The 24,626-nt window shown below is 44.0% G+C and carries 22 protein-coding genes and 1 riboswitch; of the genes, 6 read left to right on the forward strand and 16 right to left on the reverse strand.

The genetic code is table 11. From position 1 onward, the window contains the following. Positions 1–50: 50 nt before the first annotated feature. The 8 genes from VCHENC03_RS23835 to VCHENC03_RS0125255 all read right to left on the reverse strand — a co-directional run bounded on the left by VCHENC03_RS23835 (position 51) and on the right by VCHENC03_RS0125255 (position 8,424). Positions 51–1,529, reverse strand: a complete 1,479-nt coding sequence (locus VCHENC03_RS23835; protein WP_009704298.1) for a carboxypeptidase M32 — start codon at positions 1,527–1,529, stop codon at positions 51–53. Positions 1,530–1,765: 236 nt separating this feature from the next. Then, a complete protein-coding gene (locus VCHENC03_RS23830) occupies positions 1,766–2,434 on the reverse strand; it encodes a response regulator transcription factor (protein WP_009704299.1) in 669 nt (222 codons plus the stop codon). Positions 2,435–2,541: 107 nt separating this feature from the next. Beyond that, the gene (locus VCHENC03_RS23825) at positions 2,542–3,414 is read right to left on the reverse strand and encodes a hypothetical protein (RefSeq protein ID WP_009704300.1); all 873 of its coding nucleotides are present in this window, start codon (positions 3,412–3,414) and stop codon (positions 2,542–2,544) included. Continuing rightward, a complete protein-coding gene (locus VCHENC03_RS23820; RefSeq protein WP_009704301.1) occupies positions 3,404–5,887 on the reverse strand; it encodes a fimbria/pilus outer membrane usher protein in 2,484 nt (827 codons plus the stop codon). The genes VCHENC03_RS23825 and VCHENC03_RS23820 overlap by 11 nt, the downstream gene beginning before the upstream one ends. Beyond that, a complete protein-coding gene (locus VCHENC03_RS23815) occupies positions 5,871–6,557 on the reverse strand; it encodes a fimbria/pilus periplasmic chaperone (RefSeq protein ID WP_009704302.1) in 687 nt (228 codons plus the stop codon). The genes VCHENC03_RS23820 and VCHENC03_RS23815 overlap by 17 nt, the downstream gene beginning before the upstream one ends. 1 nt (position 6,558) lies before the next feature. Then, positions 6,559–7,263, reverse strand: coding sequence for a molecular chaperone (locus VCHENC03_RS23810; protein WP_009704303.1), 705 nt, complete (start codon positions 7,261–7,263; stop codon positions 6,559–6,561). Positions 7,264–7,337: 74 nt separating this feature from the next. After that, positions 7,338–7,832, reverse strand: coding sequence for a hypothetical protein (locus VCHENC03_RS23805; protein ID WP_005443513.1), 495 nt, complete (start codon positions 7,830–7,832; stop codon positions 7,338–7,340). A gap of 88 nt (positions 7,833–7,920) precedes the next feature. Next, complete coding sequence (locus VCHENC03_RS0125255; protein WP_232310305.1) at positions 7,921–8,424, reverse strand: hypothetical protein; 504 nt, start codon at positions 8,422–8,424, stop codon at positions 7,921–7,923. Between the two features lie 276 nt (positions 8,425–8,700). Between VCHENC03_RS0125255 and VCHENC03_RS23800 the strand changes: the two genes are divergently transcribed. Together VCHENC03_RS23800 and VCHENC03_RS23795 are read left to right on the forward strand one after the other, a co-directional pair. Further along, complete coding sequence (locus VCHENC03_RS23800; protein WP_009704305.1) at positions 8,701–9,336, forward strand: LysE family translocator; 636 nt, start codon at positions 8,701–8,703, stop codon at positions 9,334–9,336. Next, positions 9,336–9,902: a hypothetical protein gene (locus VCHENC03_RS23795; protein ID WP_009704306.1), complete on the forward strand. Its 567-nt coding sequence runs from the start codon at positions 9,336–9,338 to the stop codon at positions 9,900–9,902. Before VCHENC03_RS23800 ends, VCHENC03_RS23795 begins: the two co-directional genes overlap by 1 nt. A gap of 100 nt (positions 9,903–10,002) precedes the next feature. On the opposite strand, the gene VCHENC03_RS23790 is transcribed toward VCHENC03_RS23795, so the two are convergent. From VCHENC03_RS23790 to VCHENC03_RS23770, 5 genes are all read right to left on the reverse strand, one after another. Continuing rightward, positions 10,003–10,671, reverse strand: coding sequence for a ParA family protein (locus VCHENC03_RS23790; RefSeq protein WP_009704307.1), 669 nt, complete (start codon positions 10,669–10,671; stop codon positions 10,003–10,005). A gap of 221 nt (positions 10,672–10,892) precedes the next feature. Next, complete coding sequence (locus VCHENC03_RS23785; RefSeq protein WP_009704308.1) at positions 10,893–12,365, reverse strand: aerolysin family beta-barrel pore-forming toxin; 1,473 nt, start codon at positions 12,363–12,365, stop codon at positions 10,893–10,895. A gap of 514 nt (positions 12,366–12,879) precedes the next feature. Then, complete coding sequence (locus VCHENC03_RS23780; protein ID WP_005443522.1) at positions 12,880–13,341, reverse strand: hypothetical protein; 462 nt, start codon at positions 13,339–13,341, stop codon at positions 12,880–12,882. After that, entirely contained in the window at positions 13,338–14,087 is a 750-nt protein-coding gene (locus tag VCHENC03_RS23775) for a winged helix-turn-helix domain-containing protein (protein ID WP_009704309.1), read from the reverse strand. The genes VCHENC03_RS23780 and VCHENC03_RS23775 overlap by 4 nt, the downstream gene beginning before the upstream one ends. Before the next feature lie 450 nt (positions 14,088–14,537). After that, the gene (locus tag VCHENC03_RS23770) at positions 14,538–15,914 is read right to left on the reverse strand and encodes an alanine/glycine:cation symporter family protein (protein ID WP_005446084.1); all 1,377 of its coding nucleotides are present in this window, start codon (positions 15,912–15,914) and stop codon (positions 14,538–14,540) included. A gap of 116 nt (positions 15,915–16,030) precedes the next feature. After that, positions 16,031–16,132, reverse strand: a riboswitch (glycine riboswitch). 530 nt (positions 16,133–16,662) lie between these two features. On the opposite strand from VCHENC03_RS23770, the gene VCHENC03_RS27180 reads away from it, so the two are divergent. Both VCHENC03_RS27180 and VCHENC03_RS23760 read left to right on the forward strand, forming a co-directional pair. Further along, entirely contained in the window at positions 16,663–16,821 is a 159-nt protein-coding gene (locus VCHENC03_RS27180) for a hypothetical protein (protein ID WP_005434065.1), read from the forward strand. 31 nt (positions 16,822–16,852) lie between these two features. Next, positions 16,853–17,587: a chromosome segregation ATPase gene (locus VCHENC03_RS23760; RefSeq protein WP_009704310.1), complete on the forward strand. Its 735-nt coding sequence runs from the start codon at positions 16,853–16,855 to the stop codon at positions 17,585–17,587. Between the two features lie 122 nt (positions 17,588–17,709). On the opposite strand, the gene VCHENC03_RS23755 is transcribed toward VCHENC03_RS23760, so the two are convergent. Continuing rightward, a complete protein-coding gene (locus VCHENC03_RS23755; RefSeq protein ID WP_009704311.1) occupies positions 17,710–18,093 on the reverse strand; it encodes a hypothetical protein in 384 nt (127 codons plus the stop codon). A 254-nt stretch (positions 18,094–18,347) separates the two neighbouring features. Next, positions 18,348–19,124, reverse strand: coding sequence for an AraC family transcriptional regulator (locus tag VCHENC03_RS23750; RefSeq protein ID WP_009704312.1), 777 nt, complete (start codon positions 19,122–19,124; stop codon positions 18,348–18,350). A gap of 101 nt (positions 19,125–19,225) precedes the next feature. Between VCHENC03_RS23750 and VCHENC03_RS23745 the strand changes: the two genes are divergently transcribed. Then, positions 19,226–20,410 (forward strand): MFS transporter, encoded by a 1,185-nt coding sequence (locus VCHENC03_RS23745; RefSeq protein ID WP_009704313.1) that lies wholly within the window; start codon positions 19,226–19,228, stop codon positions 20,408–20,410. Positions 20,411–20,663: 253 nt separating this feature from the next. Beyond that, complete coding sequence (locus tag VCHENC03_RS23740; protein ID WP_032801973.1) at positions 20,664–22,325, forward strand: SgrR family transcriptional regulator; 1,662 nt, start codon at positions 20,664–20,666, stop codon at positions 22,323–22,325. 71 nt (positions 22,326–22,396) lie between these two features. On the opposite strand, the gene VCHENC03_RS23735 is transcribed toward VCHENC03_RS23740, so the two are convergent. Further along, on the reverse strand, positions 22,397–24,334 hold the full coding sequence (locus VCHENC03_RS23735; RefSeq protein WP_009704315.1) for an LTA synthase family protein: 1,938 nt from the start codon (positions 24,332–24,334) through the stop codon (positions 22,397–22,399). Between the last annotated feature and the right edge of the window lie 292 nt (positions 24,335–24,626).

The following is a 24,626-nucleotide window of genomic DNA, read 5'->3' on the forward strand; positions in this document are numbered from 1 at the left end:
AAAAGGCTGGTATTAAACCAGCCTTTTTTCGTGTAATGACTTGGCGAAAGTTATTTACCCAAGTATCGGCTTTCTAGGTGTGCTTTGAAGTGTTTCGCGTTCAACACTTCGCCTGTTGCTTGCGTCACCAAGTCATCGGTCGAGAACAAGCTGCCTTTGCTCCAGATGTTGTCAGATAACCAAGTAAAGATTGGCGACAGATCGCCAGAGCGAATCGCGGCATCTACGTCCACGGTTTTCTGCATCGCTGCCATAAATTGCGCCGCGTACATCGCGCCAAGCGTGTATGATGGGAAGTAACCAAAGGCGCCATCTGTCCAGTGGATATCCTGCATACAACCGTTCTTGAAGTTGCCTTCTGTTGACAGACCTAAGTAAGCCTTCATTTTTTCATTCCAAAGCTCTGGAACGTCAGTGTGCTTGATCACGCCGTTCATTAGGTCGCGTTCAATCTCGTAACGTAAGATAACGTGAGCAGGGTATGTCAGTTCGTCAGCGTCAACGCGGATAAAGCCTTTTTCTACGTGCGTGTAGATTTTCGACAAGTTGTCTTGAGCGAACTCAGGACCTTCAAAGTGGTTAGAAGCCAGACGAGCAAGGTGCTCAACAAAGGCTTGGCTGCGACCCACTTGCATCTCGAAGAACAGAGATTGAGATTCGTGGATGCCCATTGAACGAGCTTGGCCAGCCATTGTGCCTGCTAACGACTTTGGAAGACCTTGCTCATAACGCGCGTGACCTGTTTCATGCACGATGCCCATCAATGATTGCACGAACTCTTTTTCGTCGTAGCGAGTGGTAATACGAACGTCGGTAGGAACGCCACCACAGAATGGGTGAACGCTTTCATCAAGGCGACCATGTTCGAAGTCGAATTGCAGCAGTTTCATGACTTCCAGTCCCAGTGCTTTTTGTTTTTCAGCAGGGTAATGGCCGTTCGGAAGCAGGATGTTGTTGGCTTTTTGCTTTTCGATAGCTTCATCAATCATTGATGGTAACCAGGTTTTCACATCCGCAAATAGCACGTCTAGAGACGCTGACGTTGTACCTGGTTCGTACAGTTCTAGCATTGCATCGTAAGGTGACGTGCCAGCCGCTTCTGCGCGAATTTGAGCTTCTTCTTGAGAAAGCTTAACCACTTCAGCCCAGTTCTTTTCGAAGCCAACCCAATCGTCATTGCCACGTTGGGTACGCCAAGCATGCTCACACTTAGAGCCTGCTAATGACTGTGCTTGCACCAAAGATTCAGGCAGTAGGTTTGCTTGTTGCCAATCGCGTTTCATTTCACGCAGTACGGCTTGATCTTGCGTTGATAATGACTCTTCTTCTGCTTGTGCAAACAGGTCACCTAAATGAGGTTGAGTCATAAGAGAGTGCATATGCACCTCTAGTTCAGCCATCGCGTTAGAGCGGGCTTCCGCACCCCCTGCTGGCATGACGGCAGCTTGATCCCAACCTACGATTGCAGATAGGTGACCAAAGTTAGAGACTTTTTTTGAATGTTCGACGAGTTTTTGAAATGCGCTCATGTGACTACTCTTTGTTATGTTCTTTCCTTAAACGCCCCAAATGGGGTCCTTGAACGTACGTTCGTATCTCTCGACACCGATGCAGAGAAAAAGGCAGCATCAAGACAATGCCGATAGAGAAGTGTGTCTAATTTACTATTTATTAACAAATAATGCAGGTCTATTGTGCACAAATTCAGTCACTTGTACACCTAATCGAAGGGAATGTTGAGAAACAAGACTAGAGTCAGCGATGGCTAATGTTCTTGAGTTTCTTGCTTAAGAGGACGGCTGAATTTTTGAATGGCTTCTTTGCGACAACTCACATTGAGTTTCTTGTAGAGTTTGTAAACATGAGTTTTAACTGTGCTTTCCGCAACAAATAGAGCGTCAGCAATTTCTAAATTTGATTGTCCTTGAACGATACGATCGAGGATTTGCTTTTCTCTTTTCGTTAGCGTGTTGCTGATTTCTTGAGAACTGATGGCATAAGGACGGAAATGAATCAGCATTTTTGCCATCAGTTTTCGAGGCAACCACAATTCACCACTTAACACGGTATCGATACAGCGAGTTAAATGCTCTATCGGTGCATCTTCATACAGTACACCTTTGAGGTTGAGGCAAGAAAAAAGCCGAAGGTCGGAGCTAGTTTTAGGCACATCATAAACCACTAAGTCGGTGTTTTTTGTTTTTGGTGAGATATAGTCAGAGTGCGGTCTTTCTTCTAACAGATAGTTAGAAATCAGAACAACATTATAATTAGACAATTGAATTTCATCGCCCAAGCAATGGATGCTTTTACGGGTAAGTTTGTTTTGGGGATTCTTTTCTAACTCCCTGCGAATAAACTGGTTTTGAATACAGTTTTCACCAATAAGAAGGATGTTAGATTCTAATTCTTTCCTATGCGTCCCCATATTCATAACTAGCCCCTATATAATAGCTTTGTACTAACAATATTGATAATGTAATCACATTAGTCGAGGGGTATTGCGCTTGCCACTTTTCTCTGTTTCAACTTTGCGACTGTCTAAGGTTGTTGTGAAAGCTTCGGTTCAATTGAGATCTGGAGCACATCATTGTAGGTACCACCTGGCTTATTTAGCGTATCCCCGATGATAAACTTCATGCTGTTCGCGTGTCCCTTCGATGGCGTGTTTTCGCTGAGTCTAGCACTCGCCTGATCTAGGTTAATTTGCTTAGAATCCAGATACATGTCGTAGTTAATGTCCCATTGGGTGTCCGCAGATTCGTGTCGGAGCACACCTCGGTTCGTTGATTCAAAAACCAAGCTGTATCCGGCGTTACTTTGAATCCAAAGCTTGGGGGCGGATGTGACCATTTTATTGGATTGAAGTATCCCCATATCCAATTCGTAATGCTGTTGAGTCAAACCATAAAACTGTATTTTTGCCATCGGCAAAACAGAGACTGCGATATTTGTCACCGCAGGCAAAATATATTCGTTATTGAGCAGCTGTTCGGTTAATACTGTCGCTTCGAGCTTGCCTTGATAAATACCTGAAGTGAGCCATTGCTGAGCCGGATAACGTAATTGAAAAGTAATATCAACGTTATTTTCCGTTAAGACAACATGCCATTGATTGCCTTTTTGGTAACCGTTCCCGCCTTGCCATTCGAAAGTCAATTGGGCATTGGCATCTCCTTTTAAAAAAGAATCACCATCATCAATCTCTAACTTGACCGGAATTTGGCATTGTTCTCCTTCAATGTTGGCGCGCAATCGAAATGTTGAAATAAGTGCGTATGCGCCAGAGGCAAACACATCATAGCGTGCTTGTGTGGAAGCGGGTTCAACGCTTAAATTGCTCATTGAACAAAGAGAACCTGCTAAAGTTGGGGGAGCAAGCAGTATTAAGGTGACAAAAGGTTTAATCCACATAAAGCTCTCCTAATCTGATTAAAACATTGCTGCGTTCATCTAAAGTGATCACCACAGTCTGTTTTTCTTTTGTGTCGAGTGTGAGTTGGTATTGACCGGGACGTAAGCCGGAGATTGCAAACAATCCGTTTCGATTGGTAAAGAATTCGATGGGCTGTTGGGTTTCGCTACCCAAGTAAGTTGCTACGCCAGCAATAAGTGGGATAGGACTTCCGCTCTCCCGATCGAGTAAAGTCCCCATCACGGTTAACACTGAATCTGAACCAATCTCGAGCTGGTAACCGCGCTTATAGCCAGGCTTCAGCCAAAATGCACCATCACCTAAATCGTAACCAGGCGGTAAGTTTTCTACTTCATAGCTGATCAATTGAGGAGTGTAGGCAACAAGGTCTGGAATCAATACATTGGACGCGCTATGGCTGTATACGCGAGCGCTTTCTCCGTCCAGTGTTGGATCGATATCAATATTGTTTTCTTCTAAGCTTGGGTGCTTGGACACAACCGCAAAAGCTTCACGAACGGGACGGCCCACTGTGATTGAGGAACCTGCAAAGGCAATCGCGCTACTGACTTCTAAACGTGTACTGTGGTTTCTTATATCTTCGTTCAAACTCTCCATACGCGTAGCGTGGTCAGCGATAACTTGAAAGCGGTTGGCAGAATAGTTAACGCCAAGGTCAACGTCTGCGTCGCTGTCTCTACTGGTAACAACAGAAGCATAACCAGACATGCCCCCGGTATTACCCACGTTATTTTGATAGGTGAGATCCAGAGCTGCTTGATCGATTTCGCTGTTGTAGCGGCTAACCAATCGTGTGGAATCACTTAATGGCCAGCTTAACGTGAGAGACGTATTCCATTCATCTGAACCTACGTCGTTGTTCTGATAGTTGACCCTTGCGCTCCATGTCGCTGGTGTCGAGAAGAAGGAACCGGACAGGCTAGGGCTAACTGACCAATAATTCGCAGTATCTTCAGTGCCAGATCGGTAATTGACCGTCATGGCTGCACGTAAATCGTCATTAATATAGAACGCGCCAAACGCAGATGCATAGTGAGTGGTTTGGTTGAGAGGAGAGTCGATGGTGTTGTAGCTTTCTACACCTGCAAAGTTTTCCGATTGGTATTCATAGAAAACACTTAATTGTGGTTGCCAAGGGTTGTTATCATCAAATTCTGCATCGAAAGCGACGCGAAATGCTTGCCCAGAATCGAGAGTGGGATGATGGCTTTGAGAGGCAGACAATTCGGTGACACCTAGTGAGCTTGCAATCAAAGCCGTTCCACCATATTGGTACAGGTCTTCCCGTTTTTGACCATTTAGGCCTAACGTAAGCCATGGCAATACGCCGACATCAAGATAACCATGTATCAATTTTTGATCGGTTTGATAATCGAGCTCGTTATTATTGACCTCTGACGGCACGCCAGCCATCAAGCTGTACTCAAACTCTCCGCTGTTAAGAAGGTCATTCCCCGTTGCGACAGAAAATTGAATTCGTTCGGTTTGTCCAGAAGAGTCGGTGATTACCAATTCGACATCGTTAGTGCCTTGTGCGAGTGGGATATCACTCAAGTTATAGCTGCCTGCACCCAGTGTCAGCCGCTGAACGACAATGCCATCAATAACAACGTCGACATTCGAGGTGCGTTGCAATGTAAAAGACTGATTGGCTTTAGGGCGCACGTTACGAGTCGGAATCAAAGTAAAGTCACGTGTGATGCCGATTCCTAGGATGTCGGTACCATCTTGAAAGCTTTTGCCAACGTTAAACATATCACCCAATACAAGGCGCGTTCCTTGTGAAGGAAAGTCGTAGTTTAAGCGCGTGCCTTGGCGGTAATAATCTGAGTCTTGAGACGAGCCATTTTCAAAAGTGGCCTCATATTCAAGGTTTGCAGAACCTGCGTTTAAGCCCGATTCAAATCTTGTACTGTAAATACTTTGTCGGTCGTTTTGATCTGCTATGGTCTGAGTTTCATTCGCCGATGCGGTGACATTGACATAACCACTGAAAAAGCTGGGTTCAGAATAATTAAAATGTTCATTGTCTTCAGCTAACGATATTTGCCGCGTGACGCTCAATTCGTTAGGAACTGAAATGATGCATTCTAGGCTGGATAAATCAAAGGTAAGCCCAAGCCCCGCACGTTGAAAGTCTTCTTGAGACAAGGTCTCTGAACTAGCGTCTTGTAACTTTTCTAGGGCTGATTCGGCAACAGACGACGAAAGTAGGGCGATGGTACTGTCTTTCGGTAAGCGAATCTCGTCATCGGCGGTAATGGTGACTTGTGCCTGACCCAATACGCTGTCACTTATTTTTAAAAGAGAGGATAGCTCGATATCTCGACCTGTTGGATTAAGCACAACCTCGCGTGCCCAACTGATGTTGATTTGAGCGATACATAAAATCGTTAATAAAATGAATAGGAGCCAAACAGCACTGCTCCGACGCTCATTGCTCTCTTCCATGATATTTTCCTACTGGGATTGCTTTCCGTGAACGCAGGGTGAAGGTAGAAAATGGTGGCAAAAATTGGTCACCGACTTGTTGTTGGAGCGAGTAATTTTCTGTCGCTGTTAACGGCTCAAAATACAGTAGTCGAGAGTAGGTAAAGCGTTCGCCAGTATTACGAATAACCAGTTGCCCTGCATCAGACACTTCCAAGGTGACGTCAGGCTGCTGGTTGTTGGAGTACACATGAAGCAGCGCGTTATAATGCACTTTAATTTTGACCCCACTCAGTTGCCCAGATAACGTGACGGTGTGACTGTCACCATTTGCCAAGTGAGCTTGCGTAAATCGTATAAAGTAGCTGGAGGATGCCTTTTGTACAGAAGGCTCAAGCCATTGAATACGAAATACTTGCTTTGAGTTCGGTGCTAACATTGCTGCTGGTGGAAAAACCAAAAGTGCGTCGCTATTTAATGCTTTGGTTTCATATTGACCATTTTTCTTAAATACTAGCTGATGAATACTTACTTCTAGCGGCATTTTTTCTGTTGAATTATTTGTCACTATGATCTGTGATGTTGTATTTCTATCTGTGTTCAATTCAAATACAGTTGGTGAAATAATGATTGCATTACAAAAACCACTAAATAATAACAAGATTAGACATGTTATAGATTGATAGAACATGTTATTTATCCTGTTCTATTTCTATCGACAAATCTGACACGTCAAACCCTTTCAATGGTTTCATTTCAAAAAATCGTGTTGAATGAGGAAGGACAAGTGTGCCTGCGATCAATTTACTAATATCTAATCCTTTTAGGTATTTAGAATTGCTACCATCGGATAAATGCCAGTTAGTATTCGTCAACCTACCATAACTGCTTCCATTATTCTCTACTTCTACAATCCATTTGTTCCCTTTCTGTTTGACGCTTTTAATATCCAAGTTTGCCGATGTGTTTTTTGGCTTAACATTAATTAATGTATTGAATTGAAGTAATAACCCCATCTTAGCGCTTTGTTCTTCGCCACGGGTTACTTCCACCTGTTTAATAGAGACACGATATGCTTTTGACTCTGAGATGGAAGGGTCACCTAAATAACGAATCATGACCGATTGAGAGCGACCGGGCTCTATAATAGCGGTTACCGGAATAACCAGTAATTCATCGTCTGCGGGTTTTGTGGTTTCTACACCTTGCTCATCCATGGTCATTGAAAAAGGATAGAGCTCAACAGTTAGGGGTACTCGGGATGTATTGTCGATACGCATCGACATTTGGGCTCGATTACCTATGGGTTCAATCTCAGCAACCATAGGCTCTACCTTGTAGGCGTTAGCGTAAGAACAAAATAAAAATGTTGCGACTAGGATAATCCATCGAGTCATGTTGAGCTCCATCAATGTCAGCTTGGTATGGCCGTATAGAAAGGGAGGCCATACGTTCAGCCTCCCAGAGGGGATTAGTTAGAAGTTACATTAACGGTTAGCGTATCTGAGTAGCCACCTGCCCATGTTGCGACTTCTGTTGTTTGTACAGTCAATGTCGCATCAACACCCATTGCCAAGCCTGAAGAGCCAGGGTATGACAGTTCGCTAGAGACATCGTTTAAACCCGGACCACCAGGTGCGTTTAGATCAAATGATGGAAGACCTGTAGGCGCAAAAGTTGCGGTATAAGTTAGCGCGAAATCTTCGTCATCATCTGATTCAAGACCACCTTCAGAACTGGTTAACGATACGGTTGCACCATCGACGTCATTACATTTCATATCCAGATCGATAGAAACGGTTTGTTGTTGTGTTACATCACCAAAGTCGAGCAACTGAGTAGCAAGCCCTGATACTTCACATACTGGAGAAACATAACCCACTAATTGAACATCACCCGGACCTGCGTGAACTTGCGAACCGAAAATTGCCGTAACAGCCGCTGCACAAATCGTAAGTTTTTTCATAAAAAGATTCCTTTAACTTGAGAGATAACATACATGTTTAGCCCAAATCCCACCGAGCTAGCCTTTCTCTGTATTGAATACAGAACTCCTAGTTGATGACGCTGTTAATTGAGGGGAATACATCAATTTCGATCACGTCTTCGTAATAGCCTGCATATAGCAAGCGATCTTCTAGCGTTATTCTTATTTCTCCTAATGCTGAAAACGGAATAACACCTGAACTGTCAAAGCGCTTTTCAGAGAGTAAGTCGATACTTTTTACTTCTTCATGAATATTGGCTTTGCTAACGTTAATTTCAAATAAATACTCGAATGGAGGAATGTCATCTCGATTATCCAGTTTTAGTCCGCCATTCTTTGAAAACACACTTACACCAAGTGGTTGATTGCAATATATATCCAATGGTAATGTCTCGATATTGCTATCGGACAAGTCTATTTTCTGACCCGACGTGAAGTTTATCTCACACCGATCTTCTAATTTGCCCACAAGATTCATCGTTAAGGTATTTGCATTACTAAATAGTGGTGCAAAAACAAATAACCACATTGCGATCATCAGGCAGCAATGAAAAAGAATGATATATCCCATTTGCACACCAACTTTCGTTTATTTTGTGTTGTTGAGATAAACTATAATTCCTGATGAAAATAGAGGAGTAGTAAACGAGGTTGATCGTTTTTATAAAAGTTGTAGAAATAGTTGTAACTCTCTTTATATAAGAAAAATCTTATGTTTATTAAGTGCCTTTATGCGTATCGCATTGTACGTTATGTGAGTTTCAACGATGACGATCACAAAAGTTGCTTGCGCATTGTGTGGATTGACGGTATTGATGGGTGATACACAACAACTTATTAAAAGAATATGGATATTTTGAATTTTGAGGCATTTCTTATTGCCATTACGATTTTGACGCTCACGCCGGGATTGGACACCGCATTGGTGATTCGCAATACAAGCCGCGCAGGACTTAAAGACGGTTGTACAACCAGTTTGGGGATCTGTTTCGGGCTATTTGTTCATGCGCTGTTTTCTGCCGTGGGTATTTCTGCCGTTCTTGCTCAATCTGCGGAACTGTTCCAAATGGTGAAAATGGTGGGCGCCGCTTACCTAATTTGGCTTGGTTTGAGCAGCCTACGTGCACTGATGAAGACAAATGGCGGCATTGCGGTTTCTGAACAAGCGCATCAAGTTTACAGTGGCAAACGCTCATTCCGCGAAGGTTTCCTTTCTAATGTATTAAACCCAAAAACCGCCGTGTTTTATCTCGCTTTCTTGCCTCAGTTTGTTAACCCGGAAGGTTCTCCGTTGTTGCAATCAATGCTGATGGCTTCAATCCACTTTATTATTGCGATGGTATGGCAATGTGGTTTGGCTGGTGCCTTGAACTCAGCAAAAACACTCCTGAAAAACGCGAGCTTCATGAAGTGGATGGAAGGGGCAACGGGTGCTGTGCTTGTGGCGCTTGGTATTAAACTACTTGTAGAAAAGCCAGCCTAATGCGTGTTCTTATTCGAATGGTCATCGCTTTAGTGCTTTTCATCGTCGTCTTAGTAGGAGTCGTCGCATGGAAGACGGTTCCCCAGTTGAATTTCGCCGAGAAAGGAATGAGGTGGGATTGGCACTGGGCTTACTTTGAGCCGTTTTCCAATGGCATCCAAGCCACGCGCACGCAAGATACTAAACAGCTGTTGTTACGCCGCGTTTACCTAAAAGAGTCAACCGCAGTATTTGTCGGAACCACACTAGACAACAAATTTGAGATTGATGTGGTTAACCAAGAAGCGTGTAAGCCTGAGAGCAGCAAGTGGGTATCTGTTTCGGTGAATGGTCAGCCGATGTCGCATGTTCCTATGCTTTGTGAAGATTCGGGAGAGAGCTACATTTATCGCTTTGTTGGCAGCAAGCTAAGAAGCCTAGAGTTTGGTATTGAGGATGACTTCATTCGCGAAGACTTCAGCCAATGGCCGATTTCAGAGATAAAAGCGGATCAGTTCAAGCAGCAACACTCTTCTTTCTTTAACAAGCGAGGTGATGGTGAAGAGCACCAATGGTTGCGAGATTAAGTTTCTGGTTAAACGTTGAATAGATAAAAAAGAGACAAGCACCGATGCTTGTCTCTTTTTATTTGTCTGGAGGTTGAGTGCTAGATAGTGATGAAGCTTGTTACTCTAACCACTTAATCACGTTATCCCACAGGATTGGGTCTACGTTCCTTGCATCGACTAACTCTTTGTCCATGAAAGGTTGTTGATACACTTCGGACTCGCTCATGATGCCTAGTGTTTTGAACTGGCGGAAGAAGCGCAAAAGACGCATAACGCGATCGAGCCTTTCGTCTTGGTGCACACATCGATTGATGACAAAACCAATTTTGATTTGGCGAGACTTAAAGATGTGTTTCTCAATCAGCGTATTGATGAATGGCAACGATGCATGCAAATCAATAGGTGACGGTTGCATTGGTATGACTATGTAATCGACGTATCTAAGGTAACGCACTAAGTCGCTCTCTGAGAAGTTTGCTGGAGAGTCGATCACCACATAGTCTGTCGCATTACTGACCTTAAGCGTGACAGCGATATTAGACAAACTGCGAAGGGAAGGATTATAGCTCTGATTCGGTAGTGCATCGATGCCATCGGCCCAACGGTTGGTAGATTGCTGTTTATCGAAATCTATCAATTCTACCGTATGTCCATTTCCGATGAGTTTGCTGGCCAAACTGGCAGAGAAAGTCGACTTTCCCACACCACCTTTGAGATTTAAGACGATGATCTTTTTCGCTTTTGAGTAAGCGATACTGGTTTGGCGTTGTTTTACAAGCGGCAGCAAACTGTTTTCCCCAAATTACTAAATCAGGGCATTATGTACAAATTGTTAACTTAATTGGTTGGCATCCCATAAAATCATTCCTTGCTAATGCTTATTCTGAAGCTCGTTTTCTCTTATTTCATCAGTGCTCAAAGCAAGGAGTGCTCTGAAATGAGTAAAAAAGCCCGCGATGGGGAGTCGCGGGCAAGTTGTTGGTGATTCGTTGTAATTATTATTGAGGGTTATTTTGCTGCCTGAACGGTCATCTCTGCACCTTCAAACCCAAGTGCGCTTAGCTCATCAGCATCAAAGTTGGTGGTAACTTCCACATCGCCCACGCGCTGAGTGGTACCTTGTGGCAAATCGTTCGCTGAGCGCGTGCGGATTCCAAGTGGACTCGCTTGGCCAATTTCAATGGTGCCTGCGTATTGAGACTCTGCATAAAAATCACCGGATACGTAAGAGTAGAAAGGTCGTAAGCTCGCGCCAGTGGCGTATTGCATACTACTCAATCCTGCTTCTTTGATTGCCCAACTCCAATCCCACCATTTCACTTCACCCGGAATATAGCGGTGATCCCATTGGTAACGGATATCTGCCGATTTATCGCTGCCGCGGCCCATGGTAAAGGTGTGGCTTCGGTATGGACGATTGTCTGGGTGTGTGTGCCATGCGTTGCCACTCCAACGAAGGAATCCGTAAAAGTTTACGTCATAGCTGATGTCGGCGTTGAATCGGTATGGGTAAGAGATGGTAGAACGGTACAACTCAACACGCACTGGCAACTCAGAGTTCGCAGGCACCATTGGGCGAGCTTGCAGCGTAACTTGTTCGCTGGTGGATGCGCCGTTTGAGTTTGAGAAGCTTTGGTTTGCTTCAAGCGTAATACTCAGCTTGGTATTACCAACCAATGGCCATTTGAACTCGTTCTCTGTCTTCACTTGCTGGGCAAAGCCGTAACTGTTGGTTTTAGACCAGTTGGTAGACTCGTCCAATTTCAAATCCACCACGATTTGCTGCGGCGTGTTACTGTAGTTTCTCGCCATTGCCGTGATGGTTTTAACAAGCTCGCGATCCGATTCAACCACATCACCATGCCAGAAGTTTTTGTCGTTGAGGGTGTAGGTAAAGTTGTCTACGGTGATTTTGGTTTTTTCACCACAACGGTAACCACTGCAAGAGCCACTGTTGTTACCTTGAATCACCCAGCGGTCACCCACGCGGTCAACTTTCATGTCTTCACCCACGTATTGGCTATTGTTGCCGCCAACCCATGCGTAACCAAGATTATGCGCAAGATAACTTAATGGGCGAACAAAGGCAGAGCGATCGGTGACTAACTCATATTGAACATCGATTTCATCGCCTTCTGGAATCGCACGAGCTGGGTAGTTCGGGATTTCTGATTGTGCTTCGTCCGGGTAACAGAAGGTTTTGCCATTCGGAGTATCACGTTTAATTAATCCATGATAACCCGGTCCCATGATCACCCAATCGCCTTTGAGGCCCGTGATCTGCCATTGACCCATACGAGCAAGTAGGGCACTTTTTTGCTCTTCAGCTTCATATCGGTCAAGTGGACGATAACCTGCTCGGCAGACATCTTCACCTAACTGGTCGAAGACGATTTGGTCTGGATATATCTTTGCATTTACACCACTTGCGAATGTAGACAGGATGGCGGCGGACAATAAACTAATGTTGATGTTTCGCATGAACGTTCCCTCATGGCTGTATTTTTATTTGTTTTATGTGCCCCGATCTCGAGGACAGGTTTACTGTTCCATGCTGATAGGATTGATAGTACTGAAAATAGTTGAAATATTATTACTGTAACGAATCAGTGGGTTGTATTATTGCATCTGTCATTTTCAACTAATGAAATCGATTGCCTTTAGAAAATAAGAACAATAACTGGAAGGCATGTTCATAAAGGTCAACGTAGAATATTTACTCAGTGAAGAAGTTGAATATTGTCAGAATGAGCTAGAAATTGGTTTATACGATTTTAACGAAACTTACAACTCAATTTATATAAGCGGAATCTAATAAATAAGTTTTTAAATTTAATAGTACAGACTTAAACATTAGTAATAATTAAATTTACTCATACTTAATTAGAAATAAATGAAGTAATAGGGATTGAAGCCTTGTAATGAGTGACTTTTAAGCGAATAAAACTCACTCATTACAAGGCGAATATCAAGAGGGTTATTTCAGCCGAAAAGCTTATCGCTTAGCCAACAGTTTAGTGCGGCCAGTTTGTTTATCTCGGATAAGAGAGAAGGTTTCCGTTTGAAGCAGTACTTCGATATCAAAATAGATAGGGTCATCGTTTAACACGAGATAGGGCGAAAGAAACGAATCATTTAACGCAGGGCGAATTTCTTGCACCGATAACAGGTTCATTTTGCCCGATACTGACAAGCTCGTATCCGAATAAGGACGCGATTTACCCTTAAAGCTAAGGATGATGGGGTTCGACATTGATTCGTCTTGTAACGAAGCGATATGAGTAATAACGCGGTGATTAACCCGGGTTAAGCCATCAATCCGAACAGTGTGCTCATGAGGGAGAATATCGACCACACTGTGGTGATAGCGTTTATCTTCGGTATCGTGATAGCAAGGTAGCTTCCAAGCGCCGAAAAAGACCACGCAAGAGAGTGCGACGGCAATATACGCCTTCATTGGCTTTCCTCCGCAATAAACTGACCGATCGCTTGAGAGGCTTGTTCGAACTGACCTGCCGTGTAGAACACATTGATGGATTTTCGCGTGTGCTTATTCAGCCAAGACAACTCAGAGAACTGCTCGTTTTCCTCGATATAAACCACGCAATGACACTGATGTTGAGCCAGTAACTGTTCGAGGTGCGTTGATAACTGCGTATTGGGATCGGTGTATACCTCTAGTGTCCCAACAGTGTGTTCATTTAAGGCTTTGTTGCGTTGAGGGTGACTGTATTTGCTATGAAACTTACTCGCACTTACTAGGCTGGCCGCAAATAGAATGCCCAGTGAAACGATATAGCACGCTAAGTTTTTATAGTTGGTTTCATGTTTGTTCGGCAGTGGTGGTGTTGGCTGCTGCACTGATTTCTGTTGTACTTTTTCATCTGGTGGAGTCGCAGCGACAAGGCATTCGTTCAGCAAGACGCCTTCAACTAAACGATACCCGACTTTAGGGACAGTAACGATAGGGGATTCTTTCATTCCCACTTTGGTAAAGGTCTGCCTGAGAACACTGATGCTCTTCGCCAACGAAGTTTCACCAATGTATTCGTTACCCCACGCAAATTGCACAATGTCTCGCTTTTCAACAACTGCAGGGGAATGTTCGAGAAGCAAAGTGAGGATTTGTGATTCACGATACCCAATTTTTACCGTTTTATTGCTGTTAGAAAGCGTGTTTTTAATAGGGTTATATAAGATCATACGATTATTTTTGTTTTTATTATAAAGCGAAAGAGACGAGTAGAAAGGAACCACTCATCTCTGTTATATGAATAAAGATTAAAATTAGGTCAATTTTATTTTGATGGTTTTAATAGTTAGCTACCTATTGATAGAAGAAACCATAATCATAGTAAAACATCAACTTTGTGCCATGTTAATCTTTCATTTAGTGATATAGCTTCAATGAAAGAACCAAAATAATCACACAGCAATAATATGGTTTAGGGTTTACTAAATAACAGTGATGCTGACATTTAATTTAATATTGTCACACATGTCATTATAAGTTTAATTATTTGATAACTTGGTGGGAATTATTAGCCGAGTGGAAAATAAAAAGTGAAGAGTTAAATAGAATGAAAGGAATAACGAGAAAGGGGTATATAAAAAAGCCCGCTGAGTCAGCGGGCTTAAAGTTTCTAGCTTGGATTATGCTTTCACTGCATCAAAATCATCCGATTGAGATGACGGCTTGAAGAACAGTTTTGTTTCTTCCAACACCACATGGCGTAGAGCAATCAAACCGATCAGGTTAGGAATTGCCATCAGACCGTTTACGATATCAGCCAGTAGCCAAATCATATCTAGGTGAAGGAACGCACCAGATGCTACCAAACCAACGAAAATCAGTTTGTATGGAAGCACAGCTTTGGTACCGAATAGGAACACAACGCAACGCTCACCGTAGTAGTTCCAACCAAGAATGGTGGTAAACGCGAAGAACATAAGACCGATAGACACCAGCATTGGGCCTAATGTCTCTGCGTTCAAACCAACGGCAAATGCGTGTGTTGTCATCGCTGCACCTGCAAGGTCACTTTGCCATGCTCCCGTAAGGATCAAAGCAAGGCCTGTCATGGTACAAATGATGATGGTATCGAAGAAGGTACCCGTCATTGAAATCAGACCTTGTTTAACACAAGAATCCGTTTTCGCTGCTGCGGCTGCCATTGGCGCACTACCCAAACCTGATTCGTTTGAGAATACACCACGTGCGATACCAGATTGGATTGCTAGCATAATGCTTGCACCCAAGAAACCACCAGTTGCTGCGGTTGAAGTGAATGCAGACACCAACACCAACTCAACTGCGTTTAGCAATTGGTCCGCGTTCATGATGATCACACTCAAACACGCCAACACATAAAATAGCGCCATTGCTGGAACCACTTTACCTGCTACGCTCGCAATCGACTTGATACCACCCAATGTAACGAATGCCACTAGCAGTGTCAGGATGAAAGCCGACAGCTCACGGTTTACACCAAGAGAAATCTCGCTTGCATCAAGAATCGCATTCACTTGTGGGAAGGTACCGATACCAAAACAGGCAACGCCCAATGCAAATACCGCGAACATGATAGCCAGCGCTTTCGAGCCAACACCATATTGTAGGTAGTACATAGGACCACCAATCATTTGGCCTTTGTCGTCAACACGACGGTATTTCACCGCAAGAAGACACTCAGCGTATTTGGTTGCCATACCGAATAGGGCAGCAAGCCACATCCAGAATAGGGCACCAGGGCCACCAAGTTTGATTGCGGTAGCAACACCAACGATGTTACCTGTACCAATGGTTGCAGACAGCGCAGTACATAGCGCTGCAAAACTAGAAACGTCACCCTGTTTATCAGATGACTTATCTTTACTGAATACCATCGCTAACGCAGTTGGTAGGTGCTTAAATTGGATCAAGCCTAGGCTAAAAGTGAAGTAAACACCGGTACCCACGAGCAAAAGCAGCAGTGGTGGACCCCAGACAAAGTTATCAATGGTTTGAAGTAAAGATTGTAGGTCGTTCATGATTTCCCCTTAATAAAACAACTAATAAGGAGAAGAGGGAAAGGACGAGATCAATGATCTCGAATAGCCATGCTATTCAAAATAAGGCGGGAACGCCAAATAGTTAGGTTGTTACTTTCCACTCCTCTGTCCTTTTGCCTGAGAGTTTCACCCCGCACACATGTGCAGGACTTGCTCCTTCGGCGACCGATTTAACGGTTCTCTCCAGAGGTTCCTCCAACTACAGTCCCCGCTACCAAGGTAGCACCTGAAATAGTTAATTCTTCGGCGAGTTACTCTAACCAAATGTTAAAATTTGGTTAATAACCACTCTCCTGCAGTCTTCATCGGAACATTTACTCAATTAAATGAGTAAAGGTTAGTTAATGATGCTGGTCACCATTAACGTGTGAACTCTATCATGTTTTGTTACCATTTCAACACCCAAATGAAGATTTATTTTCAACACATTATGCGGGTTTTGTTGTCTTAGTTTCATAGACTTGCTGATTAATTGAACAAATAACTCTCTATGTCGGTCATTCTTGGTATGTATGGAAGGGAAGAGACCAATCGCAGGATTTGATGAGAGTTCTCTAGGCTGGTGATAAGTTGTTCAGTTTAGAACAGAAAATTGATCAAAACGGGAGCAATCGCTTCAAAATCTACGCTAAGTTGACCGTAAGCTACGTAGAAATAGGTTACAATGATTCCTTGCGCAACTGTCTATGGAATCGGATAAGTTCTTATTATTGGACAAGGAGACGGTATGACCAGATTGTTAGCCATAGCGGTATTGATTGGAGTAGCGTTTGTGCTATTTCGTTATCGTACCAATGAAAAAGTCCAAAAGGCGACCGTGATTACCTTGATCGGCGCATTCTTAATTTATACCGCGTCAATCATGATTGCGGAACTCACTCGCTAGCAAACCAGTAGAGTCCTTGGAGTAAGATACGGTGACTTCTCAAAATAATATTGAAGACCAAGACGAAGTAGTTGTCATTGAGGAGCGCGATAAGCGTACTCACATATATATCGCGATTGCGGCCGTGTTAGGTTTAGCGTTCGGTGGTTTGGCTGGTTCTGCAATGACAGCAAGCAAGTGGGAGTCGACCTATCAAGTGCTGGAAGAAAAGTACCAAGCACTGGCACAAGACAAAACGAACTTGGTCTCTCAAGTAAAAACACGTGAAGCGGGCTTAGATAAAGAGATCGACGCTAAAGTCGCGACGCTGTTGGCTGAGAAAGAAGAAGCACACAAAGCGGAACTCAAAGCACTTCAAGAACAACTGACTGAAGTGGAGAAAGTGAACTTGTCGCTTGAGTCTCAAGTGAAAGAACAGAAAGCAACGTTGAACACGACCAAGAGCGAGAACGACAAACTTAACCGTCAAGCAGACATGCAAGCGACAATGTTTGAACGTTCACGTGAAGTGTTCCGTAAAGAACTGCAAATCTCAAAAGAGCTTGAGTCATTAGAGAAAGAACGCCAAGCGCTGTTACCGAAAATCGAAACGCTGAAGAAAGAGTGTGATGTTTTCTTAGAAGGTAAGTCTTGGGATGTGAAATCTGACGCCTGTGACAAACACGATGAAGCGAATTCACGACTCAGCCAAGTTGACCAGCTCATCGAAGTTCACAAGATGGACTTGAAACAGATTAAAGAAATCACTGAAGACATGGGGCTGTAGCATCAAAGCATATAGCGATTAAGATCTTCAAAGATTTAGAAACAATAAAGGAGCTCAATGAGCTCCTTTTTTATGCGCGATGTTTCGCTAGAACTGTTTGTCGTTGGGGCAATTGCTAGGGATCAGATGCGAGACGCGTCGTAGCCAGAAGCCAACAGCAATTCACGCTCGTGCTTGATCAGCTGAGCACGATCCTCAATCAGTTCGTTAAGTGCTTGAGAAGGTTTCCCTGCCAGCGTTTTAAATGCATCAAACGTCTCAGCACTGTCAATTTCATCAATCATGCTGCTGATGACGTTACGCGCTTCGCAAGGGTTATCATCGGTGGTGAAGTACTCTACTTGTTTTGCCGCAGACTTCATTTCGGTTAGCAGTTCTAACGGGCTACTTTCTTTTGCCACTGCCATGTAATTATCAAGTACACGCTTCGCATACAACAATTCTTTTAGTGGGATATCTCGGCCACTTACAATCAGCGATTCATTAAGGATCATACTTGAGCTCATTGGCATTCCTTTTTTATCAATAATTCAAACTTCTTGGGCATTGGTTTGAGTCTAATTTATTGAAGTCTGAATGGGAATGCCTAAAAAGCACATTATTAAACGATTTTTCTGATTATTTACGCTTTAGCAGTGAGTAAGTACGCAAACTGCATGTTTATTAGAATCTTCATAAGATAGGTCAGTCAGGCAAGCCGCATGTTCGATTGTTTTCAGAGTGCATCAAATGTGGCGTTATCGGTTCTCAATATTCAACACTAATTCATGAAGAAGCGACCCGGCGTCACCCCAAAGCTTTGTTTGAATAGATGATTAAAAGCACTCACGCTGGTAAAACCACACTCCAATGCAACGGTGGTGACCGGTAGGTTTTGCGCCAACAACGTCAGAGAATGGAACAACCTTGCTTGTTGACGATACTCGATGAAAGACATGCCAACTTCATTGCGAAACAAGCGGCTCAAAGTACGGCTGCTAACGTTAATTTCTTCTGCCCACTGTTTTAATGAACGATTATCCGCAGGCTCATCCAACAGTGAGTTACAAACCTGTCCAAGCTTGGCATTGTTGGGAAGAGGGATCTGAATGGACGCTTGTGGCGCGACTTTTAACTGATCCAACAAAACCTGAACAATACGCCAATACGCCTTTGTGCTTGCTTGATCGGCCGGTTGCTCAGAAAGATGAATGATCATCTCACGCAGCATTGGCGACACGTTGAGAACATCACTCTGGCTTGGCAGCTCAGTGTCGATGCTCGGCAATAAGTAGACGTTTTTCATTGCCGCATCGCCATACATGTACACCTTGTGGCTTTCATGCGCAGGGATCCACACCGCTCTTTGAGGCGGAACGACCCATAACTTAGATTCTGTCTCGACCGACATCACACCGCTGCTGGCGTACACCAATTGGTTGTGCTGATGGCAATGCCAATCAATGACGTGTCCATTGGGGTAGTGCTTGGGAATGACCACCGCTTCTAAGCGATTGATGCTGGCGTCCAAACTGATGGCTTTGACGTTTTGGCTCATTTGAGCAATAACCTGTCTTGATCGAATCTATACGCCAAATGCTAGCCAGATAAACTGAGCTTGTCATTAATTAGCTATCCGTTATTTGGTTTGGAGTCGAGATGAACCGTTCCTTTCACGCAGGTGTCCTCAATGTGGGGCATGCGCTTAATCATTACTTCTTGCTCATTTTTCCTTCTGTCGTACTAACGCTGCATAAAGAATGGGGCATGAGTTACGCAGATCTGCTCCAAGTGGGGAGCGCAGCCATGTTGGTTTATGGTGTGATGTCTCTGCCTGCAGGTTGGCTGGCGGATCGTTGGAGCCGAAAAGGCATGATGATCGTGTTCTACTTTGGAATGGGCACCTCTGCGTTACTTACCGCTCTCTCCCAAACACCATGGCAAATGGGATTGGGGCTTTGTGTCATAGCCTTGTTTGCCGCGATTTATCATCCAGTCGGTATCGCACTTATCTTCAGCTCTGCAAAGAAAACTGGCAGGGCTATCGCAGTAAATGGACTAGCAGGTAACTTAGGTTTGGCGTTTGCGGCAATTGGAACCGCTTTGTTGTGTCAATGGTTCGCTTGGCAAGCCGCATTTTATATTCCAGGTCTTGTGTGTTTATTAACTGGCGTCGTGTACTGGTTTGCATCGAAAGGTGTTACTGATATAGAGCATGCGAAAAATATAAGTGACAACGTAGCAATACCTTCGCGACAACTCAAAGTGCTGTTCGCTTGCGCAGCGGTGGTTGTCTTCTTTGGTGGTTTGGTTTTTCAATCTACGACGACCTCGTTACCTAAAATCATGGATGCACAATTTAGCCAATCATTGAGCCTTTCAAGCACGTTAACAACATCGATTTTTGTTTGTGCTGCGTTTATTCAGCTTGTTGTGGGTGAGTTGCTCGATCGCGTTGATATCAAGAAGCTGCTCGCCTGTATTGCTGGTGGGCAACTGTTATTCCTCCTATTAGCGACGGTTACTCATGAATGGTCATTGGTTCTCGTGTTCGTTGGTTTGATGCTGTGTACATACGCGCAAATACCAGTGAACGATTGGCTTATTGGCCGCTATTCCGATGTGAAATGGCGCTCAAGAATCTATGCCGCTAAGTACACATTAAGCTTTAGTACTGGACCTATCGCGTATTGGCTTATCGCCGCGACTTATGCTCATACACAAGAGTTTGTATTGATGTATTTCATCCTTGCTGGTGGGATGGGGCTTGCATCACTGAGCGCAATGATGATGCCCTCGTCAAGCAAAAGAAAAACGGCTAGCACCATGCTAGTGAAACATTGACGCAAAAAGGAGCGCGTTGGGCGCTCCTTATCATGAGTCGTGCTTACACGAATAGTAAGACCGAAAACACAGTCTGAAAGAATGAACTCAGTCTAGACTGTTTGGTTTTTACTGGTTCTGGTTTTGGTGTGTTTCGATGGCGCTCGGCACTTAATGTATAGTAAGAGTAGTAAATGGTATTCATATTGACCTCCTGTATGACTTTGGAGATAGTATGAAAGTCTAATTGGGAACAAATAACGAACACATGAATATGGATAGTTCATCTTTTAAATCTACCTCGCATTTGAGCCGCTTACGTCAATTGAGTCGGCATTATCAAACTCAGGAGAGAACGCCAGTCACCATCGCATCATTAGCAGGACAGCTGCAATGTAGCGATCGAAATGTCAGTAAATTAATGGTGGCAATGGAATCATATGGTTGGGTGACTTGGGCTCCGGGTAAGGGGCGGGGAAACGTGTCCACGCTCACACTACTTGTGACGTTTGAAGAGGCGTTAAAGCAGGCATTAGAAGAGTGGGTGAAAGCTGGGAAAATCAACCAAGCACACCAACTAGCAGAACAGTTTGATGGCGAATTGGCGTTTCGAGAAAATTTGCCTCTGTGGTTGGGCGATGCGCAAACTGAACTGAACAAGCAAAATACCTTGGTTTATATCGCACCTTACCAATTACCAGAATGGCGACCGCATCAAGCGCAGTCTGTGCGTTCAGTTATGCTGATAGATAGCATTTACAATACATTGCTGCGTTTTGACCCTCACTCTCAAAGCATCTTGCCCGAACTTGCGCACGCATTTGAAAATAAGGGGGACCACGTTCGAATTCGCTTGCGTAGTGATGTGACTTTCCACAATGGCAAGCGATTGAGTGGCACTGATATTAAGGCGAACTTTGAGCGAAGATTAAACGAGGAACATCCATTTTCGGTGCTGTTTCGCCACCTTGAGTCTATCAACGTCGAAGGGCAATGGGTGACGTTTTATCTGCGTCAAAATGACCCTGTATTCCTCAATTTATTGTGTGACAAACACTCGGCAATTATGGATTGTGAACAACCACATAAGCCTATTGGAACAGGTCCCTATTATGCGGAGCGATTGGAGAGTCACCATTGGACACTTAAAAGAAACCCTCGGTATTTTGGCATTGGAGGGTTGATTGATATGGCTGAATTTTGGTCATTGTCACCCTGCAGCAAAGTTGGCCATGCACACATTCAGCAAATGCAGCGCGCGATTCATCTTGATAATGTCGGAGATGACCACAGTAAGCAAAATGGTTGTTCTGTCCTTCATTTTTTCTACCACAAAAACCAATTGAGCAAGCAAGAGCGTGCTTGGATTGTTCATCATTTTAGAAAGCATGCAGATCAGCGTGTAGAGTTGGCAAATAGTCTGATGAACGAGCACCAAGACAAAGGTTTTCACCTGTTTGAAAGCCAAATGACAAAGCCAAAGCGTCCAATGGTGATCGAAATTCGTGAGAACTTAAAACCAGAGCTTGATCCACTCATTGAGATACTTTCCGAGCTTGGTGTCGAGTGGACGATTCAAAGCCCAAACGACGAGAAACGTGCGATTGCGGATGTCGGTTATGGTTGTTATGTATTTGGCGATGACCGTGCTTATCAGTATTACGAGTGGATGCTTGCCAGTGACGCGTTTACTCGATGTTTGAGCGAGAAAGAGCAAAACAGTTTAGTGCAGTTCGTTGATGGATTGATGCGTGAAAGTGGAGACAGTTATGGATTGTTAGAAAAGCTATTCCGAGCGGAGGACTGGTTGATACAGAACTACCATTATGCGCCGCTTTGGAGAGAGCACATTGTCTACTCTCAATCCGAAGAACTGCATGGGGCTGAAACAGACCGAATGGGTGTGATGTCTTTGAAAAACATGTGGCTTGAATAGGGACTACAGACACCAAGAATACAAAAAAGTGAGAAAACAAAAGGAGCGCATTGAGCGCTCCTTTGTTGTTTTTATTGTATTGCTTTTGAATTGTACCAATCGTTTTGGTAAGCCTTAGAGGCAAACAAAGCGTTAGCCTTAGCGCGTTCAACGATTGCCGGATCCACTTCAATAGGCTTCATGGTTTGGTTATCGAAGTTGTACTGCATGGTCGATACCTTTTCGCCCGGCGAAAACACAACGAGGTTATCTCGGGTTAAGTAACCAAAGTTCTTGTCGTATTGCATCATGGCACGTTCGTCTTTGCGTGCGAGAGGTTTTGTTAGGTCACGGCCAATCATCGGCGTTTTTGCATCCACACCAATCAAAGAAAGTAACGTAGGTGGCATATCTAGGTTATTGGCAATACGGTCGTCTTTACGTGGCTTAATGTCTTTACCAAGAATCAATGCTGGGATGTGGAAGTGCTTCACTGGCACTAAGTTAGCTCCGGATACACGGGCATCGTGGTCAGCAATGATGATGAAGACCGTGTCGTCCCAGTAAGATGATTTTTTCGCTTTATCAAAGAAAGTACCAATCGCGTAATCGGAATATTTCACCGCATTATTACGCGTCATGTATTCAGAGTCGTAAGGTTCAATCTTGCCTTGTGGGTATTCGTAAGGGCTGTGGTTACTCGAACTGAATACCAAGCTAAAGAAAGGTTTGCCGGTTTTTGATAGACGTTCGAACTCTTGATCCGCCTTGGTGTAGAGATCTTCATCACTCACACCCCAAGAAGCAACAAACGATGGGTTTTCGTAGTCTTTCTCTTCGATGATTTGGTCAAAGCCATTGCCAAAGAAGAAGGTCTTCATGTTGTCGAAATTCGCTTCACCACCATAAATGAATTCTGTGTGATAGCCATTGGCTTTCAGAAGATCTGCAATCGTAAAGAAGTTGGTTTGACTCTTACTCAGCTTTACAACCGCACGGGATGGCGATGGTGGGAAACCCGTTGTCACCGCTTCAATACCGCGAACAGAGCGAGTACCGGTTGCGTATAGCTGCGTAAAGCTCCAGCCTTCCGCCATTAGCTTGTCGACATTTGGAGTGAGTGGTAGTCCGCCTAGTGAACCCACGAACTGCGCACCTAAACTTTCTTGCAGCAAGATAACCAAGTTCTTTGGCTTGCCTTGATAGGTTGCTTCGTTGCTGTTCATGGTTGGCAGAACTGACGGATCAAAATTCGACTTAGCAGAAGAAGCACGAACGAGGTCTAGCATCTTCTGGCTATCCATTTTTCCGTAGAACTCTTCCGCGCTCTTTTCTGATTTCATATTGTTTACAGCAAACAACAGAGAGTAAGAGGAGTTTAGTGCCAAATCATTCATCAGTGGGTCGTTAGAAAATGCCACCATTGCAGGGTTTAAAGGGCGATGTCCCAAAGAAGAACGTGCACCTGCAACACCAATTAGAACCACTAAAATGGCAAGAACAGGACGCCATTTCCAGTTTACTTGTTGTGCGTTGTCGGTGAGCTTTTTACTCCATTTCCAACCAAGGAAAAGGGTAAGCGCCGTGCCTACGGCACCGATAAAGAGCTCTAGTTTGTAACCAGTCCAAAGCATGCTGAACACTTCTTTTGGATAAATCAGGTATTCAACAAACAAGCGGTTTGGACGTAGGTCGTATTCTTGAATAAACGGAGCCGTGGCCAGTTCCATGTAAACCAAGATCCACAAACCTGCGACCATCCAACAACGTAGAACCCATTTCCAGCATTCGCCTACCTTACCTTGAACAGGCAATAGAGCAGAAAGTAAGCCCGGAAGAATGAACAGCCAGCAGATAGTGGCAAAGTCTACGCGTAGGCCCTGACCTAAAATATAGATAAGGTCGTTAAAAGATTCGATTCGGTCAGAGAGCCAAATGGCGAGTAAAATCCGCGAAACGGAAAGAAAAGCAAGCGAAAATAGCGCAAATACAGCAATAGGCTGCAAAGGCCCAAATGCGGGCTTCTTCATAAATATTCCCTAATTTACTGATGTAACTGATTTTTATGGCGTGTCTTTTATCAAAGAAAACGTGAAACAAACGTGAAATATAAGGCTTATTTATAAATTTAATTGTAATGATTAGTACGGCTTTGTAAGGGGGAGTAATGCCATACAGCATGCGCCGTTCAGTTTGTCGCCACGAAACGCGTGAAAATCGTAGGGTTGATTTCTATAGATTTCTTATTTAGGGTGTTGGGTATGAACTATTTAGCTATTTCTATCTCGACTAACTGTTGTTGTTGCACCTCCCAAGACGTGC

Origin of the sequence: Vibrio sp. HENC-03 (assembly GCF_000305755.2) — a bacterium.
In the GTDB taxonomy this organism is placed as follows: Bacteria; Pseudomonadota; Gammaproteobacteria; order Enterobacterales; family Vibrionaceae; genus Vibrio; species Vibrio owensii.

What these genes read in the sequence shown, in the direction of transcription:
- VCHENC03_RS23835 (WP_009704298.1), bottom strand. Translation starts at nt 1,529, where the DNA reads ATGAGCGCATTTCAAAAACTCGTCGAACATTCAAAAAAAGTCTCTAAC.
- VCHENC03_RS23830 (WP_009704299.1), bottom strand. Translation starts at nt 2,434, where the DNA reads ATGAATATGGGGACGCATAGGAAAGAATTAGAATCTAACATCCTTCTT.
- VCHENC03_RS23825 (WP_009704300.1), bottom strand. Translation starts at nt 3,414, where the DNA reads ATGTGGATTAAACCTTTTGTCACCTTAATACTGCTTGCTCCCCCAACT.
- VCHENC03_RS23820 (WP_009704301.1), bottom strand. Translation starts at nt 5,887, where the DNA reads ATGGAAGAGAGCAATGAGCGTCGGAGCAGTGCTGTTTGGCTCCTATTC.
- VCHENC03_RS23815 (WP_009704302.1), bottom strand. Translation starts at nt 6,557, where the DNA reads ATGTTCTATCAATCTATAACATGTCTAATCTTGTTATTATTTAGTGGT.
- VCHENC03_RS23810 (WP_009704303.1), bottom strand. Translation starts at nt 7,263, where the DNA reads ATGACTCGATGGATTATCCTAGTCGCAACATTTTTATTTTGTTCTTAC.
- VCHENC03_RS23805 (WP_005443513.1), bottom strand. Translation starts at nt 7,832, where the DNA reads ATGAAAAAACTTACGATTTGTGCAGCGGCTGTTACGGCAATTTTCGGT.
- VCHENC03_RS0125255 (WP_232310305.1), bottom strand. Translation starts at nt 8,424, where the DNA reads ATGGGATATATCATTCTTTTTCATTGCTGCCTGATGATCGCAATGTGG.
- VCHENC03_RS23800 (WP_009704305.1), top strand. Translation starts at nt 8,701, where the DNA reads ATGGATATTTTGAATTTTGAGGCATTTCTTATTGCCATTACGATTTTG.
- VCHENC03_RS23795 (WP_009704306.1), top strand. Translation starts at nt 9,336, where the DNA reads ATGCGTGTTCTTATTCGAATGGTCATCGCTTTAGTGCTTTTCATCGTC.
- VCHENC03_RS23785 (WP_009704308.1), bottom strand. Translation starts at nt 12,365, where the DNA reads ATGCGAAACATCAACATTAGTTTATTGTCCGCCGCCATCCTGTCTACA.
- VCHENC03_RS23780 (WP_005443522.1), bottom strand. Translation starts at nt 13,341, where the DNA reads ATGAAGGCGTATATTGCCGTCGCACTCTCTTGCGTGGTCTTTTTCGGC.
- VCHENC03_RS23775 (WP_009704309.1), bottom strand. Translation starts at nt 14,087, where the DNA reads ATGATCTTATATAACCCTATTAAAAACACGCTTTCTAACAGCAATAAA.
- VCHENC03_RS23770 (WP_005446084.1), bottom strand. Translation starts at nt 15,914, where the DNA reads ATGAACGACCTACAATCTTTACTTCAAACCATTGATAACTTTGTCTGG.
- VCHENC03_RS27180 (WP_005434065.1), top strand. Translation starts at nt 16,663, where the DNA reads ATGACCAGATTGTTAGCCATAGCGGTATTGATTGGAGTAGCGTTTGTG.
- VCHENC03_RS23755 (WP_009704311.1), bottom strand. Translation starts at nt 18,093, where the DNA reads ATGAGCTCAAGTATGATCCTTAATGAATCGCTGATTGTAAGTGGCCGA.
- VCHENC03_RS23750 (WP_009704312.1), bottom strand. Translation starts at nt 19,124, where the DNA reads ATGAGCCAAAACGTCAAAGCCATCAGTTTGGACGCCAGCATCAATCGC.
- VCHENC03_RS23745 (WP_009704313.1), top strand. Translation starts at nt 19,226, where the DNA reads ATGAACCGTTCCTTTCACGCAGGTGTCCTCAATGTGGGGCATGCGCTT.
- VCHENC03_RS23740 (WP_032801973.1), top strand. Translation starts at nt 20,664, where the DNA reads ATGGATAGTTCATCTTTTAAATCTACCTCGCATTTGAGCCGCTTACGT.
- VCHENC03_RS23735 (WP_009704315.1), bottom strand. Translation starts at nt 24,334, where the DNA reads ATGAAGAAGCCCGCATTTGGGCCTTTGCAGCCTATTGCTGTATTTGCG.